Annotated in this window: 12 protein-coding genes, 1 tRNA gene and 2 rRNA genes (1 of these 15 only partly in view); 7 read left to right on the plus strand and 8 right to left on the minus strand. The window is 63.4% G+C overall.

All coding sequences use genetic code 11. The features are described 5' to 3' along the window. Nucleotides 1-4 precede the first annotated feature (4 nt). From SS05631_RS15555 to SS05631_RS15565, 3 genes are all read left to right on the plus strand, one after another. Nucleotides 5-1,633 (plus strand): alpha-D-glucose phosphate-specific phosphoglucomutase, encoded by a 1,629-nt coding sequence (locus SS05631_RS15555; RefSeq protein WP_037420329.1) that lies wholly within the window; start codon nucleotides 5-7, stop codon nucleotides 1,631-1,633. A 265-nt stretch (nucleotides 1,634-1,898) separates the two neighbouring features. Continuing rightward, complete coding sequence (gene glgX, locus SS05631_RS15560) at nucleotides 1,899-3,863, plus strand: glycogen debranching protein GlgX (RefSeq protein ID WP_037420333.1); 1,965 nt, start codon at nucleotides 1,899-1,901, stop codon at nucleotides 3,861-3,863. 77 nt (nucleotides 3,864-3,940) lie between these two features. Further along, nucleotides 3,941-4,429: a MaoC family dehydratase gene (locus tag SS05631_RS15565; protein ID WP_037420336.1), complete on the plus strand. Its 489-nt coding sequence runs from the start codon at nucleotides 3,941-3,943 to the stop codon at nucleotides 4,427-4,429. 227 nt (nucleotides 4,430-4,656) lie between these two features. On the opposite strand, the gene SS05631_RS15570 is transcribed toward SS05631_RS15565, so the two are convergent. The 4 genes from SS05631_RS15570 to SS05631_RS15585 form a co-directional block, all read right to left on the minus strand. Then, the gene (locus SS05631_RS15570; RefSeq protein ID WP_037420338.1) at nucleotides 4,657-5,205 is read right to left on the minus strand and encodes a sarcosine oxidase subunit gamma; all 549 of its coding nucleotides are present in this window, start codon (nucleotides 5,203-5,205) and stop codon (nucleotides 4,657-4,659) included. Then, nucleotides 5,198-8,191 (minus strand): sarcosine oxidase subunit alpha, encoded by a 2,994-nt coding sequence (locus tag SS05631_RS15575; RefSeq protein WP_037420340.1) that lies wholly within the window; start codon nucleotides 8,189-8,191, stop codon nucleotides 5,198-5,200. The genes SS05631_RS15570 and SS05631_RS15575 overlap by 8 nt, the downstream gene beginning before the upstream one ends. Next, nucleotides 8,188-8,529 (minus strand): sarcosine oxidase subunit delta, encoded by a 342-nt coding sequence (locus SS05631_RS15580; RefSeq protein ID WP_037420343.1) that lies wholly within the window; start codon nucleotides 8,527-8,529, stop codon nucleotides 8,188-8,190. Before SS05631_RS15580 ends, SS05631_RS15575 begins: the two co-directional genes overlap by 4 nt. A gap of 69 nt (nucleotides 8,530-8,598) precedes the next feature. Further along, complete coding sequence (locus SS05631_RS15585; RefSeq protein ID WP_037420346.1) at nucleotides 8,599-9,852, minus strand: sarcosine oxidase subunit beta family protein; 1,254 nt, start codon at nucleotides 9,850-9,852, stop codon at nucleotides 8,599-8,601. Nucleotides 9,853-10,180: 328 nt separating this feature from the next. On the opposite strand from SS05631_RS15585, the gene rpsU reads away from it, so the two are divergent. The 4 genes from rpsU (at nucleotide 10,181) to SS05631_RS15610 (ending at nucleotide 13,548) form a co-directional block, all read left to right on the plus strand. Next, entirely contained in the window at nucleotides 10,181-10,393 is a 213-nt protein-coding gene (rpsU, locus tag SS05631_RS15595; RefSeq protein WP_012709405.1) for a 30S ribosomal protein S21, read from the plus strand. A gap of 245 nt (nucleotides 10,394-10,638) precedes the next feature. Next, nucleotides 10,639-11,529, plus strand: coding sequence for a tetratricopeptide repeat protein (locus tag SS05631_RS15600; RefSeq protein WP_037420349.1), 891 nt, complete (start codon nucleotides 10,639-10,641; stop codon nucleotides 11,527-11,529). A 146-nt stretch (nucleotides 11,530-11,675) separates the two neighbouring features. Further along, nucleotides 11,676-12,149: a DUF992 domain-containing protein gene (locus tag SS05631_RS15605; protein WP_037420352.1), complete on the plus strand. Its 474-nt coding sequence runs from the start codon at nucleotides 11,676-11,678 to the stop codon at nucleotides 12,147-12,149. A 166-nt stretch (nucleotides 12,150-12,315) separates the two neighbouring features. Next, nucleotides 12,316-13,548, plus strand: coding sequence for an adenylate/guanylate cyclase domain-containing protein (locus tag SS05631_RS15610; RefSeq protein ID WP_037420355.1), 1,233 nt, complete (start codon nucleotides 12,316-12,318; stop codon nucleotides 13,546-13,548). 100 nt (nucleotides 13,549-13,648) lie between these two features. Here SS05631_RS15610 and SS05631_RS15615 read toward each other — a convergent pair. The 4 genes from SS05631_RS15615 to SS05631_RS15630 form a co-directional block, all read right to left on the minus strand. Then, nucleotides 13,649-14,838 (minus strand): IS3 family transposase gene (locus SS05631_RS15615; protein WP_086022828.1). Its coding sequence is split into 2 segments (ribosomal slippage): nucleotides 13,649-14,586 and nucleotides 14,586-14,838, totalling 1,191 coding nucleotides; the frame shifts between segments, so codons are not numbered across the junction. A 229-nt stretch (nucleotides 14,839-15,067) separates the two neighbouring features. Further along, a tRNA-Met gene (locus tag SS05631_RS15620) sits at nucleotides 15,068-15,144 on the minus strand. Between the two features lie 88 nt (nucleotides 15,145-15,232). Continuing rightward, nucleotides 15,233-15,347 (minus strand): 5S ribosomal RNA (rrf, locus tag SS05631_RS15625). Nucleotides 15,348-15,581: 234 nt separating this feature from the next. Beyond that, nucleotides 15,582-16,950, minus strand: a 23S ribosomal RNA gene (locus SS05631_RS15630); it runs 1,428 nt beyond the window's last position.

The following is a 16,950-nucleotide window of genomic DNA, read 5'->3' on the forward strand; positions in this document are numbered from 1 at the left end:
ACAGATGATAAAAACCGTCTCCACCAACCCCTATGGCGACCAGAAGCCCGGCACATCGGGCCTCAGGAAGAAGGTTCCGGTCTTCCAGCAGAAGAACTACGCCGAGAACTTCATCCAGTCGATTTTCGATTCGCTCGAAGGCTTCGCGGGAGAAACGCTGGTGATCGGCGGCGACGGCCGCTACTACAACCGCGAAGTCATCCAGAAGGCGATCAAGATGGCGGCGGCGAACGGCTTTGGGCGGGTGCTCGTCGGCCGCGGCGGCATCCTGTCGACGCCGGCCGCCTCGAATGTCATCCGCAAATACAAGGCCTTCGGCGGCATCGTGCTGTCGGCAAGCCACAATCCCGGCGGCCCGACCGAGGATTTCGGCATCAAGTACAATGTCGGCAATGGCGGTCCCGCACCAGAAAAGGTGACGGATGCGATCTTCGCCCGCACCAAGGTGATCGACAGCTACAGGATCGCCGACGTCGGCGACGTCAATCTCGATGTCGAGGGGTCGCAGCAGGTCGAGGACATGACCGTGACGGTCATCGATCCGGTCGCCGACTATGCCGAGCTTATGGAGAGCCTGTTCGACTTCGCGGCGATCCGCAAGTTGATTTCCGGCGGCTTCCGCGTCGTCTTCGACGCGATGAGCGCCGTCACCGGACCCTATGCCAAGGAGATCATCGAGAAACGGCTGGGCGCACCGAAGGGCTCAGTGATGAACTTCATCCCCCTGCCCGACTTCGGCGGCCATCACCCGGACCCGAATCTCGTCCACGCCCGCGCGCTCTACGAGACGATGATGGCACCCGACGCGCCCGATTTCGGCGCCGCCTCCGACGGCGACGGCGACCGCAACCTGATCGTCGGCAAGGGCATTTTCGTCACCCCTTCCGACAGCCTTGCGATCCTGGCCGCCAATGCACATCTGGCGCCGGGCTACGCCAAGGGCCTTGCCGGCATCGCCCGCTCCATGCCGACGAGCGGTGCTGCCGACAGCGTCGCCGAAAAGCTCGGCATCGGCCTTTACGAGACGCCGACCGGCTGGAAATTCTTCGGCAACCTGCTCGACGAGGGCCTGGCGACGATCTGCGGCGAGGAAAGCGCCGGCACCGGGTCCAACCACGTGCGCGAAAAGGACGGGCTGTGGGCGGTGCTGCTGTGGCTCAACATCCTGGCGGTCCGCAAGGAAAGCGCGCTCGACATTGTCCGCCAGCACTGGTCGACCTATGGCCGCAACTATTACTCGCGCCACGACTACGAGGGCGTCGATTCCGACGCCGCAAACGGCCTGATCGCCGCGCTCCGCGACAAGCTCGCCGGCCTGCCGGGCACGAACTTCGGCGCGCTGACGGTCGAGGCCGCCGATGATTTCTCCTATAACGACCCGGTCGACAAGTCGGAGAGCAAGAACCAGGGGATCCGCATCCTCTTCAAGGGCGGATCGCGCGTCGTCTTCCGGCTTTCCGGCACCGGCACCTCCGGCGCGACGCTGCGCGTTTATATCGAGCGCTTCGAGCCCGACCCGGCGCGCCACGACCTCGACACCCAGGAAGCGCTGGCCGACCTGATCGCCGTCGCCGACGAGATCGCCGAGATCAAGTCGCGCACCGGCCGTGAGGAGCCGAGCGTTATCACCTGAGGAACAGTGCGGCGAGGATCGCGACCCGCGGCCCTTCTCTCTACTGCCCTCAACCCCCTCTGCCCTGCCGGGCATCTCCCCCACAAGGGGGGAGATCGACTCGCGGCAAGCCCATCGCTCCCGCAGGAAAACCGGCAGCCCGAGTCCGGCGACGGGCACCGGCCGAGCCACATCCAATCTCCCCCTTGTGGGGGAGATGCCCGGCAGGGCAGAGGGGGTGGACGGAATACAGAATTCAGTCGTGAATCAAAAAGGACGTGCCGTCATGCCGACGACCGGAATTCCACCCCTCGGCGTGATGCACACGCCTGGCGGGACACGTTTTGCCGTCTGGTCGCACAATGCCGCCCGTATCGAGCTCTGCCTGTTCGACAAGCAGGGCGAAAAGGAATTGCGCCGTCTGCCGATGGCGCGCGATGGCGATGTGCACAGCATCACTCTTCCCGACGTGCCGCCTGGCAGTCGCTATGGCCTACGCGCCGAGGGCGTCTACTCACCCGATCACGGATTGTGGTTCGATCCATCGAAGCTGCTGGTCGATCCCTATGCTATTGAACTCGACCGCCCCTTTCTCCACGATCCGCGCCTGACCGTCTTCGGCGAGGAGACCGCCGACCTCGTGCCGAAAGCGATCGTGACCGACGTCAAGGCACTCAACCCGAAGCCGCCATTGTTCCAGCCTGGCGGGCTGATCTACGAGGTCGCGGTCAAGCCGTTCACTATCCTTCATCCGGAGATTTCGGAAAAGAAGCGCGGCACGCTGGCCGCCCTCGCCGAGCCGGTCGTCATCGAGCACCTGCACCGCCTCGGCGTCTCCGCCGTCGAACTGATGCCGATCGTCGCCTGGATTGACGAGCGGCACCTGCCGCCGCTCGGGCTTCACAACGGCTGGGGCTACAACCCGATCGCGCCGATGGCGCTCGATCCGCGCCTGGTTCCAGGCGGCATCAAGGAACTGCGCAAAACCGTCGAAGCCCTGCACAAGGCCGGCATCGGCGTCATCCTCGATCTCGTCTTCAATCATTCTGGCGAAAGCGACCGCTACGGCGCCACGCTTTCGATGCGCGGGCTCGACAATCTTACCTATTATCGCCATGTCATCGACCAGCCGGGAGAACTTATCAACGACACCGGCTGCGGCAATACCATCGCTTGCGACCACCCGATGGTTCAAAGGCTGATCCTCGATAGCCTGCGTCACTTCGTTCTTGCCGCCGGCGTCGACGGATTCCGCTTCGACCTTGCCTCGATCCTCGGCCGGGATATGAGCGGCTTTCATCGCGACGCAGCACTCTTCTCGGCAATCGCAGCCGATCCCCTGCTGTCGGACCGCGTACTCGTCGCCGAGCCCTGGGACACCGGTCCCGGCGGCTATCAGCTCGGCAATTTCCCTGAAGGCTTCCTCGAATGGAACGATCGGGCGCGCGACGATATCCGCCGCTATTGGCGCGGCGACCGACATGCTGTGGGCGCGCTCGCCACAGCGCTTGCCGGCTCCTCCGACACGTTTTCGCGCTGGGGCGAGACGAGAACACGCACCGTCAGTTTCATTGCCGCCCATGACGGCTTCACGCTTTTCGACCTCGTCTCCTACGCGCGCAAGCACAACGAGGCGAATGGCGAAGGCAATCGCGACGGGCACAACGAGAACTACGCCTGGAACAACGGTGCCGAAGGCCCGACCGACGATCCGGAGGTCGTGACGGCCCGGCGGAGCGATGCCATGGCGCTCCTCGGCAGCCTCTTCGCCTCGCGCGGAACGATCATGCTGGCGGCAGGCGACGAAGGCGGCCGCAGCCAGCACGGCAACAACAACGCCTATGCGCAGGACAACGCGATCACCTGGCTCGACTGGGAAAAGCTCGACCAAAAACTCGTCGACCACACGGCCGCGCTCTCCGCCATGCGCCGCCGCTTCGGCATCTTCGCCGAGACGTCATTCTTCACCGGACAAGGCGACGTCGCCTGGCTTCGCCTCGACGGTCACCCGATGACGGTCGAGGATTGGGAACATCCGGCAACCGACAACCTGGCCATGGTTTTGGCGACCGAGGATCGGCAGCAGCAGCGCTCGACCCGGCTCGCCGTCGTCATCAACCGCAGCCATGCGCCCCACCCCTTCAGACCGCCCACCAGCCTCGTCGGCGAATGGCGCGATGCCCTCTCGGGTGCTAGGCTGCCGGCCTTCGCTCCGGCGCGCTCGGTCAGCTTCTTCGTCGAGGTTTTCTAAAGTTTTACCGCCACTTGCTAGAAATTGCCCGGCCGGCCTATAGATCGATAGGGGGGCCGCTGGTTCAGGACAAACAAATGCCGCAAGACATTTCACTTTCCGACGTCAAGAATCTGATCGGCAAAGAAATCGGCGTGTCCGACTGGATCACCGTTTCCCAAAAGACAATCGATAATTTTGCCGAAGCGACGGGCGACTTCCAGTTCATTCACACCGATCCCGAGCGCGCGGCCGCCGAGACGCCCTTCGGCGGCACGATCGCGCACGGCTTCCTGTCGCTCTCGCTGCTCTCGGCGATGAACTACAATTGCCTGCCGAAGATCCGCGAGCAGACGATGGGCATCAACTACGGCTTCGACAAGGTGCGCTTCATGGCGCCGGTCAAGAGCGGCGCGCGGGTGCGCGGCCGCTTCAGCATGGCAGACGCCCGCTTCCGCGGCGCCGGCATGCTGATGATCACCTATGACGCGACCGTGGAAATCGAGGGCGAGCGCAAGCCGGCGCTGACGGCGGTGTGGCAGACGATCATCCAGTTCGACCCGAAGGACCGGCCGGCGGATGTCTGACGAGCCAACTTTATGCGCCAATGACGAGGAACGCCGCAAGTTGCCCCTCTCCTCGGGTTTAACCCGGGGACTAGCCCTCTGCCCGTAGCGACGGGGAGACGGGACTGGCGCCGGCGCGGAACAGTCCTTCGCCCCGCCTGCGGGGAGAAGGTGGCGGCAGCCGGATGAGGGGCGAACATCGGAAAAAGAAAAAGCGGCAGATCGCTCCGCCGCTTCCGATGCTCTTTTCAATGCGCCGCGTCTTCAGCGCCTTCCGAAAGCAGGCCGAAGACGAAGGGGGCGAACGACCGCCAGCACTCGAGGCGGAACGTATCCTCCGCCGTGCGGAGGAGAACGATCTCGGCCTTGCCGAAGATGGTGCGCGAGCAGGCGCCGACCGGGAAGAGGCCGAGCGACAGGTCCTGCGGGCAACCGCTGTTGATGGCCACTTCCGCGCCTGGTCCGCTGACGATGACCGCCGTGTTGCGGTGCGACACGTCGACCGCGGAATGCAGGGTACCGCTCTGGGCGGCAGCGCCCATCAGGTCGGCGCCGTCCTCGTCGATCACCAGCCACTCGTCCGGACCGAGCCAGAGCGCGTGGCGCTTGGCCGTCGATGCCGAGGTCTTCGGCCGCGTCGGGAGCGTCACCCCGAGAGCGGCCGAGAGGGCCGGCACCGCGTCCTTGCCGGCGCGCAGGGATATCCGCGAGGCGGGTGCCGCCGGCGTGAGGATCGCCGCGTGCGAGCCGCCCCTGAGGCCGGCGAGCGGAGCTTTGCGAATTGCCTGGTCAGCCATGGAGGCGACCTCCTTCCTTGTCAAAGAACACCGTGTCGCTCACTTCGACCGCAATCGTCCGGTCGGCCATCGGCACGTAGAGCGTCTGGCCGAGGCGCGCCTGTCCGCCGGCGACGACGGCCAGCGCGATCGAGCGGCCGCAATTCGACGACCAGTAGGACGAGGTCACATGACCGAGCATGGTCATGGGTTTCGGCTCGTTCGGATCGGCGACGATCTGCGCGCCTTCCTCCAGCACCACCTTCGGATCCTTGGTGAGCAGGCCGACGAGCTGCTTGCGGCCATCCTTGACGAGATCGGGCCGCTTCAGGCCGCGAATACCGACGAAGTCCGGCTTCTTCTTCGACACCGCCCAGGAAACACCGGCGTCATGCGGCGTGAGGGTGCCGTCGGTGTCCTGGCCGACGATGATGTAGCCCTTCTCGGCGCGCAGAACGTGCATCGTCTCCGTCCCGTAGGCGCAGGCGCCCATCGGCTCGGCCCGGGCCCAGATCGCCTCCCAAACCGCCTGGCCGTAATCCGCCGGGACGTTGACCTCGAAGCCGAGCTCGCCGGTGAACGACATGCGGAAGAGCCTGGTCGGAACACCGCAGATCCGCCCTTCGGCGACGCTCATATGCGGGAAGGCTTCGTTCGAAAGATCGATGCCCTCGACGAGCGGCGCGATGATCTCGCGCGCCTTCGGTCCCTGCACGGCGATGACGGCCCATTGCTCCGTCGTCGAGGTCAGCCACACCTTGAGATGCGGGAACTCCGTCTGGAGATAGTCTTCCATGTGCTGCAGGACGCGCGGCGCGCCGCCGGTCGTCGTCGTCACGTGGAAGCGATCCTCGGCGAGCCGGCCCACCACGCCGTCGTCATAGACGAAGCCATCGTCGCGCAGCATGATGCCGTAGCGGCACCGGCCGGGCTTCAGGTTGTCCCACGCGTTGGTATACATCAGGTTCAGGAACTGGGCTGCATCGGGGCCGACGACCTCGATCTTGCCGAGCGTCGAGGCGTCGAAGACGCCGGCAACGTCGCGGACGGTCTTGCACTCGCGGGCGACGGCGTCATGCATGCTCTCACCGGCTTTCGGATAGAACCAGGCGCGCTTCCAGTTGCCGACATCCTCGAACTCGGCGCCCTGCGCCTCCTCCCAGGCATGCATCGGCGTCTTGCGGGCCGGATCGAACAGGCTGCCGCGCGAATGGTTTACGATCGCGCCGAAGGTAACCGGCGTATAGGGCTGGCGGAAGGTCGTCAGCCCCACCTCGGGGATCCCCTTGCCGAGCGCTTCCGCGGCGATCGCGAGCCCGTGCATGTTGGAGAGCTTGCCCTGGTCGGAGGCCATGCCGTTCGTGGTGAAGCGCTTGATATGCTCGACAGAGTGCATGCCCTCGCGCACGGCCAGGCGAATGTCCTTGGCGCAGACGTCGTGCTGGAAATCGATGAAGGCCTTGACCGTCGTATCGGGCCCCGCCCCTTCGGCCGCCCCGATCATGCCGCCGGTCCATTCGAAGGCGTTCTGACCGGTGAGCGTTACCTGCGCACCACCTTCTGCGCCGGAGGCCCGCGCCGCCAGCTCGCCGGCGGCAAGCGCCTCGTCGATCGTCGCCTGGAGATCGTCGGTGCCGTTGCATGCGCCGATCGACAGGCAGTCCTGCGCATAAGTGCCCGGCAGGAAGCGCTCGGTCTCCGCATCAAACTTCACCTTGCCGCGCGACTGCGAGAAGAGGTGCACCGAGGGTGTCCAGCCGGCCGAGACGAGCAGCGCATCGACGGCGATCTTGCGTGCCCCGCTGCCGCCATTGGGGGCGACGGTGATCGAGGCGATCCGCAGCTTCCCCGTCGTGTTGACGACGGAGTGCCCCTTGAGCACCTCGATGCCGAGCTCTCTCGCCTTTTCCAGCACCGCTTCGCCCGGTTTTTCGCGGCAATCGACGAGGACCGGAACCGCGACGCCGGCCTTCTTGAGGTCGAAGGCGGCCTCGTAGGCGGAATCATGCGCGGTGTAAATGCCGACCTTCTTGCCGACGGCAACGCCGAAATGGTTGAGGAAGGTGCGGCCGGCCGAGGCCAGCAGGATGCCCGGCCGGTCATTGTTGGCGAACACCATGTGGCGCTCGATCGCGCCGTTGGCGAGGATCACCTTCTTGGCGCGCACCTGCCAGAGCCGCTCCCGCGGCAGCGCCTTGTCAGGCGAGGCGAGATGGTCGGTCACCCGCTCGACCAGTCCGACGAAATTGTGGTTGTAGTAACCGAAGGCCGTCGTGCGCGCCAGCACGGTGACGTTGTCCATGCCGGCAAGCGCCCTGCCGGTCTCCTGGGCCCAGTTGTAACCGGGTTTGCCGTCGATGGTCGTGCCGCTGTCATAACGTAGCGCGCCGCCTACATCCGGCTGCTCGTCGCAGAGGATCACTTTCGCCCCCGCCTTTGCCGCGGCGAGCGCGGCCGCGAGACCGGCAACGCCGGCGCCGACCACCAGCACGTCGCAATGGGCATAGCGGCTCGCATAATGATCCGGATCGGGCTCGGTCGGCGCCACGCCGAGGCCGGCTGCCCGGCGGATGAAGGGCTCGTAGAGCGCGTGCCACGCCGCCTTCGGCCACATGAAGGTCTTGTAGTAGAAGCCGGCGGCGAAGAAGGGCGACAGGAGATCGTTGAAGCCGCCGACGTCGAAGGCAAGAGACGGCCAGCGGTTCTGCGACGCGACCTTCATGCCGTCGAACACTTCCTGCACGGTGGCGCGCACGTTCGGCTGGCGGCGGGCCGCATCGCGCGAGACGTCGAGAAGCGCATTCGGCTCCTCGGCGCCGGCCGAAAGGATGCCGCGCGGGCGGTGATACTTGAACGAACGGCCGACGAGATGGATGTCGTTGGCGATCAGCGCCGAGGCGACCGTATCGCCCTCGAGCGCCGTCAGCGTGCGACCGTCGAAGCTGAAGCGTGCGGTGCGGGCCGGCGTCAGGCGCCCCGCACCGGAAATGCGATTGACCCCGCTCATTGGGCTGCTCCTTCCAGGGCCTCGTAGGTTTCGACCGTCGCGCTCGTCTCGGGCGCCGCGTCGAGATTGGGCTTCGGCTCGCCGGCCTTGTAGGTCGTCAGGAACCGGTCGCTGACCGTATCGCGGGCGGCGTTGAAAAACCGGCCGCAGCCGTGGATGTGGCGCCATCTCTCGAAGATCACGCCCTTCGGGTTGTCGCGCAGGAAGAAATAGGCCTCGAATTCTTCGTCGCTGATCTCGGCGATGTTGGTCGGACGGGCGATGTGGGCATCACCGCCGCTGCGGAATTCGAGCTCCGAGCGCTCTTCCTCGCAATAGGGGCAGTAAATCAGAAGCATCTGGTAATTCCTCGCGTTAGAGCGCCGCGTCTTCCCCGGAAGGCGCAAAGGTCGCTCTATCCTTCAACTCTAGTGCGCAACGGCGGCGGCAGCCGCCTCGTCGATGAGCCGCCCGGTGCGGAAGCGCTCGAGCGTCAGCCCGGCGGCGAGCCGGTGCGGCTCCCCGCGTGCGATCAGATGGGCGAAGAGATTGGCCGAACCCGGCGTCGCTTTGAAGCCGCCCGTGCCCCAGCCGGCATTGAGGTAAAGCCCCGGCACCGGCGTCACCCCCTGAATCGGCGAGCGGTCCTGGGTCACGTCGACGATGCCGCCCCATTGCCGCATCATCTTGACGCGGCGGAACATCGGGAAGAGCTCGCAGATCGCGTCGAGCGTATGGGTGATGATCTGCAGGCCGCCGGTCTGCGAATAGGAATTGTACTGGTCGGTACCAGCGCCGATGACGAACTCGCCCTTGTCGGACTGCGAAATATAGGCATGCACCGAGTTCGACATCACCACGCAGGGGAAGATCGGCTTCAGCGGCTCGGAGACCAGCGCCTGCAGCGGCTGGCTCTGCAGCGGCACGCGCACATCCGCCATCTGCATCAGCACCGAACTGTGGCCGGCGGCTGAAATGCCGATCTTCTTCGCGCCGATGAAGCCGCGATTGGTGTCGACGCCGGTAACGCGGCCGGTTTCGTCGCGGCGGATGCCGGTCACTTCGCAATTCTGGATGATGTGCACGCCCCGGTCGGACGCTCCACGCGCATAGCCCCAGGCGACCGCATCGTGACGCGCCGTGCCTCCGCGGCGCTGCAGTGCCGCACCGTTGATCGGGTAGCGGGCGGTCTTGGCAATATCGAGCGGCGGACAATAGGCCTTTGCCTGTTCCGGCGTCAGCCACTCGTTGTCGATGCCGTAGAGCCGGTTGGCATTGATATGCCGCTTGAAGGACTGCTGGTCGTGGATGTTGTGCGACAGCATCATCACGCCGCGCGGCGAGTACATGACGTTATAGTTCAGGTCCTGCGACAGGTTCTCCCAGAGCTTCAACGAATGCTCGTAGATATCCATGCTCTCTTCATAGAGATAGTTGGACCGGATGATCGTCGTGTTGCGGCCGGTATTGCCGCCGCCGATCCATCCCTTTTCAAGCACGGCGACATTGGTGATGCCGTGCTCCTTGGCGAGATAATAGGCTGCCCCAAGGCCATGCCCGCCGCCGCCGATGATGATCACATCATAGTGCGGGCGTGGCTCCGGCGAGGCCCAGTGGGGGCCCCAGCCCTTGTGGCCGCGCAGTGCCTCACGCGCCACGGCGAAAACAGAATATTTGCGCATCCGCCTGCTACTCCATGAACCCCGAAAATACGTTCTGTCGGCGTTAGAAATCGCAAATCCGGTGACGGCGCAACGTTTCTTTTGCGACGCGATCCGGCGGATGTGGTCGGACTTGCGACATGGGCGACAAGCATTCGAGGCGCAAGCCCTCCTTCTGTCCCGCTGTGGCGCATTTTTGCCGGCAGCGATGCTCTCGCCGCTGGACTTTCGGCCCGTCATCTGGTATCCGCTCCTCTAATCGTAGAGCTTTCGGCTCGGCGAACGTAGACTTATTGCCTCCCAAACCTGATGGTGAGGCTGCCAACTCGAACAAAGGAACGGGATTCACGTGCAGGTACTTGTCCGCGATAACAATGTCGATCAGGCGCTTCGCGCACTCAAGAAGAAGATGCAGCGCGAAGGCATTTTCCGCGAAATGAAGATGCGTGACTTCTACGAAAAGCCGTCCCAGAAGCGTGCGCGCGAAAAGGCCGAGGCTGTCCGCCGCGTTCGCAAGCTGGCTCGCAAGCGCGCGCAGCGTGAAGGCCTCCTGGCCCGCTGATTGGTCGTTTTTTCGACGCTTTCCAATGTAAATCGTGGCGGGGGCGAGGCATCGCCGCCGCCATTTTGATATGGACACCCTGTCCGTCGGCAGTTTAGCGTGACTGCCGCATCAGTTGGCGACGGTCAGCCGCCCGGAAATAGGCCGGTCGGTTCATCCGAGGCGCTCATTGAGCCCCGGAGCCCCGCGCCTTCGCCGCTCTCCGTAAAGGAAAGCACTGGGACCTGTCGCTTGAGGGATCGACTTTGACACTTGCTGCCATGACTGCGGACGTCTCCGGTTTCACCTTTCAAGAGGCGCACCGCCGCCGCCAGCGCAATCCGAAGCTTGCTGCCATGCTGATACTCGGCTCGGCTCTGCTGCTTGCCGGATGCCAGACCGACAACGCCTCCGAATCGATGATCCGCGTCGAGCGGAAGCAGGGCTCGGAAGAAAACATCGCGTCGCTGTCGAGCGTCATCGCCTCCAATCCGAGCGACCCGGAAGCCTATAATGTGCGTGGTTCGGCCTATGGCCGCGCCGGCGAATTCCGCCGGGCGCTTGCCGATTTCGACCAGGCGATTAAGCTCAACCCGAGCTTCTACCAGGCCTATGCCAACCGCGGGCTCGTCCATCGCAACATGGGCGACCAGCAGGCGGCGCTTGCCGACTACAATGCGGCGCTCCAGCTCAATCCGAATTACGACGTCGCCTATATCGGCCGCGGCAACCTCTATCGCCAGGCCAACCAGTTGGACCCTGCCCTCAACGATTTCAGCAAGGCGATCCAGCTCGACACCACCGATCCCCGCGCCTACCACAATCGCGGCCTGATCTATCAGGCGCGCAATGATCACGCCAAGGCGATCGAGGATTTCTCGACGGCGATCTCGCTGTCGCCGAGCTCGGCCGAGCCCTATAACGGCCGCGGCATTTCCTATGCGGCGCAAGGCGACGACGACAACGCCTTCTCGGATTTCAACACAGCCATCAACCTCAACGGCAAGCTCGCAGAATCCTGGGCAAACCAGGCGCTGATCTACGAGCGTCGCGGCGAGAAGGCCAAGGCGCAGAAGTCCTATTCGCACGCGCTGCAGCTCGATCCGAAATATGAGCCGGCCCGCGCCGGGCTGGAGCGCGTCAAGGCAATGTCCTGAGGTCGCTCCCTCGCTAATTTCAGACGCCCGTGGCGATGCCGCGGGCGTTTTCTTTGTGGAATGCCGATCTGGGTAGCACCGGCAGATTGCGGAACCATCAGGGGTTCAATCCGTTTGACCAGAGCTTCCAAACGGAGATCTGAGCCATGATCAGACACATTGTCATCGCGGCGACCGCCCTTGCGGCCCTTTCAGGAACGGCGCCCGCCCAGAACTATATGGCGCTCGGTCGCCTGACCTGCGGCTCCGAGGGCGGCACGGGGCTCATCGTCACCTCCACCAAAAACCTGATGTGCACCTTCAAGCCTGCGGATGGATCGCCAGGAGCCGTCTATGCCGGCAGGATCACCAAGATCGGCATCGACATTGGCTCGACCGGCAAGACCGTCATGGTCTGGGACGTGCTGGCGAAGACCGGCACGCCTTTCACCGAGTATGCGCTGGCCGGCGAATATACCGGTCTCGGTGCCGATGCGAGCTTCGCCGTCGGCGGCGGCGCAAAGGTTATCGCCGGCGGCACCAACAAGGCCTTCATGCTGCAGCCGATCAATGTCCAGGTCCAGGAGGGCCTGAACGTCGCGCTTGGCATTGATCATCTGATTTTGGCGCCGGCGGGCTGACCGAACACCCAGATACTGCTGGGGGCCCGTCGCGGGCCCCCAGCAGGTTCACGCCTCCCGCAGCCCCCTCGACTGAAACCCGCGCCGACTTGCGCGCGACGGCAAGGCGCGCCACTGTGCTGCTGATCGCCGGGCGAACCGGCGCGACAGTACGACGGGATAGAGGATGAAGGACCAGGCAATCCGCGACATCGTTCTATGGATGTCGGACGAGGCAATTCGCGGGCTCAAGGAACAGGACCTTCTTGCGGGCTTCTGCGACCGTTGCCATGCTGCCGGCGTTCACGTCGACCGCGCGCTCGGGCTGATCGACACGCTCCACCCGGAATTCGAGGGTCGCGCCTTCCAGTGGAACAGAGAAAGCGATGAAGTGCCGGACGTTCTGCACTACGGCTCGACGACCAGCGGCGAGGCACTGGCGAACTGGCAGCGCTCTCTCTTCTTCCACATGCTCCAGGCAGACGAAACAGAACGCCGCATTCGCCTTGCGCAGGAGCGAGACATCCCCTTCACCACCCTCGACACGCTCAAGTCCGAGGGACACACCGACTGTGTCGGCTTCATCCACCGCTTCACCGACCGCGGCCGGGTAGGCCAGATGGATTGCTTTTACTCCCACTGGGCGACGAAGAGACGTGCAGGCTTCAGCGACGAGGACCTTGACGTGCTCCGGACGCTGGTGCCGACGCTTGCGCTCGCCGTGAAGGCGGCCTCCTGCGTCCGCATCATCGGCACGCTCGCAGACGTCTATCTCGGCCAGGACGCCGGGCGGCGCGTGGTCGAGGGCAGCATCGAACGGGGGGCGGCCGAGCGCATCGAGGCGGTCATGTGGTTCTCGGACCTGCGCAACTACACGCGCATCGCCGAGAGCATTGCGCCGGAGGAGGTCATTCCCTTCCTCAACGACTATTCCGGTACGGTGATCACGGCAATCGAGGAGCATGGTGGCAGCGTACTGAAACTGATCGGCGACGGCGTCCTCGCGATTTTCAACGGCCGCCAGCCGGCCGATGCCTGCAATGCGGCGATCGCCGCCGAGCGGCAACTGCGCGTGATGCTCGCCGAGCTGAACGAGCAACGGCTCGGGGAAGGAAAGCCGACCACCGACGTGTATCTCGGCCTGCATATCGGCGAGGTCTTCTACGGAAACATCGGCAGCCGGAACAGGCTTGACTTCACCGTGGTCGGCCCGGCCGTCAACGAGGTGAGCCGCATTGTTTCGATGTGTCGCTCGGTGGAACGGCACCTCATCATGTCTTCGGAGTTCATCGAGGCCTCTCCGGCCGCCCATCGCGCCAACGCCGTTTCGCTCGGCCGCTTCGCGCTTCGCGGCGTCGCAAGAGCGAAGGAACTGTTCACCTGGGATCCGGAGATCGCCGGCGCGCCAGAGCCGGACTGACCATTTCGAGCCGGAGCATCGCCCTTGCCTACAAGTGGGAAGGCTTCGGCACTTGCTGCGGAAAGCGTTTCAATCCTGGAAGTGACCTGCCACTGAACTTTCATCCAGCGGCGATTAGAGCCTCGGCGGTTTTCATTACGCCACTTGGCGCGGTGGGAGCAACCGGCGGAAGCGCGTAGCCTTCATCTTGCGCAGCGTTGGAGCCGGTTGCGGCGATGGTTCCGGCATAGCTTGCCGGGGTCTGATATCCGAGCGATGAGTGCGGCCGGGAATGGTTATAATCGTCTGCCCATTCGGCGATGGCGCTGCGGGCATGATCGAGACCGAAAAACAGGCTTTCGTTCAGCAGCTCGTCGCGCATCCGCCCGTTGAAGGACTCGATATAGCCGTTCTGCATCGGCTTTCCCGGTGCGATGTAATGCCACTCGACCTTGTGCTCCTTTGACCAGGCGAGGATCGCGTTCGACGTGAATTCCGTGCCATGGTCGGAGACAATCATGCCGGGCTTGCCGCGCCGCTCGAGGAGCGCCGTCAATTCGCGAGCAACACGACGGCCGGAGATCGAGGTGTCGGGGATCGCTGCCAGGCATTCGCGCGTCACGTCATCGACGATGTTGAGCACGCGAAATCTTCTTCCGCAGGCGAACTGATCATGGACGAAATCCAGCGACCAGCGGGCATTGGCCTTCGCTTCGACCAGTATCGGCGCACGCGTGCCGACGGCACGCCGCCTGGCTTTCCGCTTGCGAACCGTAAGCCCTTCCTCGCGATACAGCCGATAGATGCGGTTGACGCCGGACGGCTCTCCCTCCCGCCTGAGCAGGACGAACAGTCGCCGGTAGCCGAAACGCCGTCGCTCGTTGGCGAGGTCGCGAAGCTTCTTCCGCAGTTCGGCCTCTGACGGTCGGCGTGACCGATAGCGCACCATCTTCCGGTCAGCGGAGATGATCTGGCAGGCCCGCCGCTCCGAGAGGCCCATGACGGCCTTCAGATGCGCGACGGCTTCACGCTTGGCGGCGGGCCTTACCATTTTTTTGCAAGAAGCTCGCGGAGTGCGGCGGCATCCAGCATCTGCTCGGCGAGCAGCTTCTTCAGCTTGGCGTTCTCCTCTTCGAGCGCCTTCAGGCGCTTCGCCTCGGAAACCTCCATGCCCCCGTATTTGGCTTTCCAATTGTAAAATGTCGCATCCGAAATCCCATGCTTGCGGCAGAGGTCCGCCACCTTCGCGCCAGCCTCCTGCTCCTTCAGTACCGCAATAATCTGCTCTTCCGTAAATCTCTGCTTCTTCATGCGTCCGTCCTTCAATAGGCCGGACTCTAATCCAAACTGGAGGAAATTACCCGTGGCAGGTCAGAAGACCTGCAGCTCGTGACGGCGACACGGCGCCGCCTGCCTCCCCTGCCTGCTGCGAGAGGTAGAAATCCGCGCGTCGGCGGGGCTTGTGCCGGCTTCAGCGGGGGTTGCGCGGGGAGGCGAACGCAAAAAGGCCCGCGCTTGGCGGGCCGTTTTGAGGACTGTTTGGTTGCGGGGGCAGGATTTGAACCTGCGGCCTTCAGGTTATGAGCCTGACGAGCTACCGGGCTGCTCCACCCCGCGTCAAGTCGTCGAATTCCGAGTTGTGTTGGCCCGGTCTTGGGAGGGGCCGGGTGTGTGCGAGAAGATGTTTTTGACTTGCGCTTTGCAGACCTGGCAGCGACCTACTCTCCCGCGTCTTAAGACGAAGTACCATCGGCGCTGGGGCGTTTCACGGCCGTGTTCGGAATGGGAACGGGTGCAGCCACCCCGCCAGAACCACCAGGTCGGCAAAGCGCAAGTTTTGCTCCCGGAGGGAGCAATTGTGAGAAGCTGGTGAGGCTTTCGCCTCTTTTTTTGAACACGTCTTTTGTCTGCCGCCCCGGCCGAATGCCGCAAGCGCAGAGCGCGTCGCGCCTTGTGGCGCGCGCCGTCCGCAGCGAAGCGATCTTCCGATCGCGACAGCGTGAGGACAGAAGATAGCATCATCAAACTTCGTTTGATGAGCATAGGCAACAAGAACGATCAAGCCGATCGAACGATTAGTACCGGTAAGCTTCATGCGTTGCCGCACTTCCACACCCGGCCTATCAACGTGGTCGTCTTCCACGGTTCTCGAGGGAATACTCGTTTTCAGGTGGGTTTCCCGCTTAGATGCCTTCAGCGGTTATCCCTTCCATATATAGCTACCCTGCTATGCCCTTGGCAGGACAACAGGTCCACCAGAGATATGTCCATCCCGGTCCTCTCGTACTAGGGACAGATCCTGTCAATATTCCTACACCCACGGCAGATAGGGACCGAACTGTCTCACGACGTTCTGAACCCAGCTCACGTACCGCTTTAATTGGCGAACAGCCAAACCCTTGGGACCTGCTCCAGCCCCAGGATGCGATGAGCCGACATCGAGGTGCCAAACAACCCCGTCGATATGGACTCTTGGGGGTCATCAGCCTGTTATCCCCGGCGTACCTTTTATCCGTTGAGCGATGGCCCTTCCACGCGGGACCACCGGATCACTATGACCGACTTTCGTCTCTGCTCGACTTGTCAGTCTCGCAGTCAGGCGGGCTTATGCCATTGCACTCGACGAGCGATTTCCGACCGCTCTGAGCCCACCATCGCGCGCCTCCGTTACTCTTTCGGAGGCGACCGCCCCAGTCAAACTACCCACCATACACTGTCCCGGATCCGGATGACGGACCGCGGTTAGACATCCATGACGATAAGGGTGGTATTTCAAGGATGGCTCCACAGGAACTGGCGTCCCTGCTTCAAAGCCTACCACCTATCCTACACATGCCGACACGAATGCCAGTGTAAAGCTATAGTAAAGGTGCACGGGGTCTTTCCGTCTGACCGCAGGAACCCCGCATCTTCACGGGGAATTCAATTTCACTGAGTCTGCGTTGGAGACAGCGGGGAAGTCGTTACGCCATTCGTGCAGGTCGGAACTTACCCGACAAGGAATTTCGCTACCTTAGGACCGTTATAGTTACGGCCGCCGTTTACTGGGGCTTCGATTCAGAGCTTGCACCCCTCCTCTTAACCTTCCAGCACCGGGCAGGCGTCAGACCCTATACGTCGTCTTGCGACTTCGCAGAGCCCTGTGTTTTTGATAAACAGTCGCTACCCCCTGGTCTGTGCCACCCCATCATGGTTGCCCATAATGGGGTCACGCTTCTTCCGAAGTTACGCGTGCAATTTGCCGAGTTCCTTCAACGCAGTTCTCTCAAGCGCCTTGGTATACTCTACCTGACCACCTGTGTCGGTTTCGGGTACGGTCTATACGGTGGAGCTATTTCCCGGGACCGCGTCCAAGCCTGGACAATCCAATAAGTCCAGACAAGTTAAGCGATCCGTCACTACCACCAGGCCCACGAATATTAA

Origin of the sequence: Sinorhizobium sp. CCBAU 05631 (assembly GCF_002288505.1) — a bacterium.
GTDB classification, from domain to species: Bacteria; Pseudomonadota; Alphaproteobacteria; order Rhizobiales; family Rhizobiaceae; genus Sinorhizobium; species Sinorhizobium fredii_C.

Coding starts and splice junctions, on each gene's coding strand:
- SS05631_RS15555 (WP_037420329.1), top strand. CDS start 5: ATGATAAAAACCGTCTCCACCAACCCCTATGGCGACCAGAAGCCCGGC.
- glgX (WP_037420333.1), top strand. CDS start 1,899: ATGCCGACGACCGGAATTCCACCCCTCGGCGTGATGCACACGCCTGGC.
- SS05631_RS15565 (WP_037420336.1), top strand. CDS start 3,941: ATGCCGCAAGACATTTCACTTTCCGACGTCAAGAATCTGATCGGCAAA.
- SS05631_RS15570 (WP_037420338.1), bottom strand. CDS start 5,205: ATGGCTGACCAGGCAATTCGCAAAGCTCCGCTCGCCGGCCTCAGGGGC.
- SS05631_RS15575 (WP_037420340.1), bottom strand. CDS start 8,191: ATGAGCGGGGTCAATCGCATTTCCGGTGCGGGGCGCCTGACGCCGGCC.
- SS05631_RS15580 (WP_037420343.1), bottom strand. CDS start 8,529: ATGCTTCTGATTTACTGCCCCTATTGCGAGGAAGAGCGCTCGGAGCTC.
- SS05631_RS15585 (WP_037420346.1), bottom strand. CDS start 9,852: ATGCGCAAATATTCTGTTTTCGCCGTGGCGCGTGAGGCACTGCGCGGC.
- SS05631_RS15605 (WP_037420352.1), top strand. CDS start 11,676: ATGATCAGACACATTGTCATCGCGGCGACCGCCCTTGCGGCCCTTTCA.
- SS05631_RS15610 (WP_037420355.1), top strand. CDS start 12,316: ATGAAGGACCAGGCAATCCGCGACATCGTTCTATGGATGTCGGACGAG.